Source organism: Methylocystis sp., from assembly GCF_021731785.1.
Classification (GTDB): domain Bacteria; phylum Pseudomonadota; class Alphaproteobacteria; order Rhizobiales; family Beijerinckiaceae; genus Methylocystis.
Genome location: NZ_JAKFWS010000175.1, coordinates 1 through 3,747 on the forward strand (window position 1 = coordinate 1; position 3,747 = coordinate 3,747).

Genomic DNA, 3,747 nt, shown 5'->3' on the forward strand with positions numbered 1-3,747 from the left:
GCACTCTGGGGGCTGGATGTCGGGGTCGCCTCCGCGACAATCGCGATTTCGGCCTACGGCTCAGTCCCTGTGTCCAGCTGCAACGCAGGCGCTTTTGGCGGATGCCACTCAGCGCGCTATCCTTACGTTGCCTTTTTTCTTCCAAAGGAGTTGGCGCCTGAAATCATGCGTTGCGCCGAGGCCGCCGACATTGGGCTGCTCTGCGATGAAAGCGGACTCGCGCAAATTTATGGCCAAGGAGAAATGGATCTCGTCCGTTTCGCGCAAACTGCCTGGCAAAGAAGCGCGGCTGGCGAAGAAGAGGCCCGATGATGAATGTATTTGAGCGATCAGCGGCGCGTTAGCCTTTTTCGTGATCAAGGTGGCGACACGCCGCGCCAAGCTGATGCCGACAGAGTCTCTTGCGGCGAGCAGATCGCCGCGCCGATCAATGCGCGCCAGGCTTGGGCGCCGTCTGCTGATCGCCCCGACGAGCAATCTGAAGTTGTAAATTAGTCTGCATGTGATCGAGGGGCCGCGCGCGGCCCCTCGATCGCGTTTCAGCGGGACTTCTTGCCCTGCGGCTTCGCGGCGGGCGCTTCCGTCTTCTTCGCCGGCTTGTCGGCAAGGTGCTGAATATCCTCTACCGCGAAAGTGTAGCCGAACCGGCGCTCGCCATTAGCCGCTTTCCATTCGGTCTGCTTCGGGCGCGACGTCACTTGAACCAGGTCGCCGGATTCGAGTTTTTCGCGCGCCCATTTGATGCGCGAGTCCTGCCGGGCAAAGATCGTATGTTCGATCCACTCGGGATTGTCGATCCACTCGCCATTGCCGTTCTTATAGGGGTTGTTCGAGCAGACGGTGATAACGAGATTGGCGCCGACTTCCTTGAGCTGACCGACCCGACCGACCTGAATGTGCGTGTTGAGCTGCGACATTTCTCTCTCCTATCGTTGGGCCTCGGCCCGATGCGATGGCGGTCTGAAAGCGCCGGGGTAAGGAGACCACAGAGCCGCAAGGCCGTAAGGCTGCAGCGGGCAAGCAAAGCGCTGCGCGCCGGCCGCGACGGAGAATTTTGAAAGGGCGCGCAGCGCCCATGCGCGAGGAATTGCCGCATAGCGGCAAGGGGAAAATTCTTCGGCGCAGGCGCCGACGTGGCTCCGCCGGCGCTAGACAAGCCAGTAAAGAGCAACGGGCGAAGGCCCGACATGGCAAGAGAGATCTGTGCAAAGTTCGACACACAATCAGGTCAGTCGAATTGTCCGCCGAGCCTCGGGCCTCTTCGTTCTCACACCATCGCGCAATGCCGAGAATTGGCTTGGCCATGATCGATCCCGCGTGGCCGTATCAATAATGCCATGACGCGTCGTTCAAATGGGCTGATTATGAGAAGCCCGGCGCCTATTGAGTGACGGCCCCTACGCCGCGCAAACAGTCGACGCGGCTTGGGCGCGTGCACATCCGAAGCGTAAGGAAGCGAGTAAGAGACGAAGCCATGTCGCCGCGGGATGCGCCTGTTGCGCGCAATCGAAGAATGGGCGACGTTGCGCTTTGTCCGCGACGCGGGGGCAGGCGGCTATCCAAATATTGGTCGATCTTATGCATGGTGTTGCGATGAACGAGATTGTTTTAGCGGACGCCGATAGAGAAGGTGAAACGATGACGGCGCGCGTCATACGCTATGATCGGGAGCAACGTCGCCTCGAACTGGTGGTGCCCAACACGACTGTTGTTTTTACACTTTACGGCGATGGCGAACGCTTCACGGGAGCGCTCGGCGGCCGAAGCTTCTACTGGGATGCGCCGCGCGCCGAGCCTGCGAAAAAGCGGGTGAAGCGTTAGCCCCGGGGCGCATCCCAATTGTCGTCACGAATTCGGCATTTTCAGCAGCTCCTTATAGCCCTGCTGCGTCATCCATCGTGCGCGGGCATAATGGCTGTGATAGACGCGCCGCGCACGTTCACGGTCGACGTCGGGATCAATGTTGAGGACGATCCGGCTCGCCTCCTCCCAGCCGGCGCCATCGCGCGCCGCATCGAGCAGGCGGAGATATACGATCATATGCGAGAGATCGTAGTCGGTCAGCTCGAGCGTCGTCGGCGCTACCTCTGCGACCGTGTTGGACTGATTGGGGATCACGGTTGGCCTCCGTTAAAGCGCAGCCTATGCTTTGATCGCTCATCGTAAGGCTACAGCCGCAAGGTAGCCGATAGCGCCGATATGTGGCGGCATTCAGGGTGCGCGGAGCGACAAGCGCAGCCACGCGTCGCGACGCTATGCAGCGGCTGGCGAGCGATCGGGGCAAGCTGTGCGAACGACACGCGGCTCCTGTCGCGTACAGTAATCGAACCGCGACAGAGCGCCAGGATGGATAGCGCGACCGACTTGGTGGTCGCGAGGGGAGGTTCACGTGACAGGGAGCGAAAAGCGGAATGGGTGTTGGTCTCGTCCCGGCCGGAAATCTACGCGAGCGCATGAATGGCCATAGTCCCCGATGCGAGCGTAGAGACGCCAAAGGGCTATTACCCGGCCCGCCTTTCGGAAAATTGCGACCTCTGGTCCGAGTGAGCATAGCGACGGCGCGCCGCGCGCCGACACGAGGCCAGTGCGAGCCCGACAGGCGGGCGCTGTGATCGGCGCCGTAGCCGAGCCAACACGGATAGTGCTTGAATTCGCGCACACAATCATGCAGGCGTATCTCGTCGCACGTGAATTACGAAAATTAAACAACGATCAATGCCGGCTTTTCACCTGAACAGCAAGCGTTTGGCGAAAGATATCAACGACGCCTTGTTCGATACTCTTCTCGAAGGTCTGGTGCTTTGCAGCCGCTGTGCGACCGTCCTCAACGGAATGGTTCATGGCGCGCAACGCAATCTCCAAGCCTTCCCGTTTTGAGGTCGCCTGGATGCCCGACGTGTCGGCCGCAGCTGATTACGCGGCGTTTTCTTCACCCCCATCAGTCCGGCTTAAGAGGTCGAAAACGTTGGCGACGACGTCCACGCCGTAAATCGTCTTGCCGTCCTTCTCATAGGATGTTTCAGCAACGCGACATTCGGCGTAGATCGGCGCGCCCTTCCTGACATTCTTCAACACGAAAGCCGAGTCGCGCTCATTCAAGACGGTGACCGTAACCCAGTCGGTCTTCTCAATGCGCTCGCGCGATTTCTTGTCGGTCCAACTCCGGTTCGTCGCCACGCTGATCTTGGCGATTTTGCCATCATCGAACCCCTTGGGCTCTTGCCCAACATAGCCTCGTAGGATGAAAAGATTGGTTGTTCTCATTGCGTCTCTCCAATCATGCGAACTGATCATCGTCCGATTTCCACGACGGAAATGCCGCGCGCCGGTTAGCATTTTATTAGAAGCATGGCGATAATGTGATTGTCTCGAACAGGGATTTTGGCATTAACATAAAGCCGCGCGCAGCGGCAGGCTTCGTGCGCTCAGCCTGCGGGAAGTCAAACACGAACCCTTTGCCTCGACGCCGCCGCAAGGTCGGTCAAGAGGAAAGGCGCCGCCGGCGCCGATGCGAGGATGCTCGGTCGATCAGGGCTCGGCCCAAACGCGGCACGATCAAGCTGAGAAGGGACACGGCCGTTTGAAGGAACGGATTGATACGCTCGATGAATTGCGGGCTTTGGCGATCGGCGCTGTGATGCTGTCGCATTTCGCGCTCGCCTTCGGCTCGCAATCGATCGTCGCGTTCTGGCTCAACCTTCCTGATCTCAGCGTCGGCGTCGATCTGTTCTTTGTGATTTCAGGTTT

The 3,747-nt window shown here is 59.4% G+C and carries 7 protein-coding genes; 4 read left to right on the plus strand and 3 right to left on the minus strand.

The features are described from left to right. The coding region (locus QZ964_RS20495; protein ID WP_292534046.1) for a hypothetical protein at positions 1-312 on the plus strand (312 nt) is incomplete at its 5' end. 3 nt (positions 313-315) lie between these two features. After that, the gene (locus tag QZ964_RS20500; protein ID WP_154454022.1) at positions 316-495 is read left to right on the plus strand and encodes a hypothetical protein; all 180 of its coding nucleotides are present in this window, start codon (positions 316-318) and stop codon (positions 493-495) included. A gap of 44 nt (positions 496-539) precedes the next feature. Here QZ964_RS20500 and QZ964_RS20505 read toward each other — a convergent pair whose 3' ends face one another. Beyond that, a complete protein-coding gene (locus QZ964_RS20505; protein WP_124740542.1) occupies positions 540-917 on the minus strand; it encodes a single-stranded DNA-binding protein in 378 nt (125 codons plus the stop codon). 649 nt (positions 918-1,566) lie between these two features. Here QZ964_RS20505 and QZ964_RS20510 point away from each other — a divergent pair. Continuing rightward, positions 1,567-1,821: a hypothetical protein gene (locus QZ964_RS20510; protein WP_124740543.1), complete on the plus strand. Its 255-nt coding sequence runs from the start codon at positions 1,567-1,569 to the stop codon at positions 1,819-1,821. 24 nt (positions 1,822-1,845) lie between these two features. Here QZ964_RS20510 and QZ964_RS20515 read toward each other — a convergent pair whose 3' ends face one another. Then, a complete protein-coding gene (locus tag QZ964_RS20515) occupies positions 1,846-2,118 on the minus strand; it encodes a DUF2285 domain-containing protein (RefSeq protein ID WP_124740544.1) in 273 nt (90 codons plus the stop codon). 597 nt (positions 2,119-2,715) lie between these two features. On the opposite strand from QZ964_RS20515, the gene QZ964_RS20520 reads away from it, so the two are divergent. After that, positions 2,716-2,877 (plus strand): hypothetical protein, encoded by a 162-nt coding sequence (locus tag QZ964_RS20520; RefSeq protein WP_154454021.1) that lies wholly within the window; start codon positions 2,716-2,718, stop codon positions 2,875-2,877. Between the two features lie 36 nt (positions 2,878-2,913). Here QZ964_RS20520 and QZ964_RS20525 read toward each other — a convergent pair whose 3' ends face one another. Further along, positions 2,914-3,264, minus strand: coding sequence for a single-stranded DNA-binding protein (locus QZ964_RS20525; RefSeq protein WP_124740545.1), 351 nt, complete (start codon positions 3,262-3,264; stop codon positions 2,914-2,916). Between the last annotated feature and the right edge of the window lie 483 nt (positions 3,265-3,747).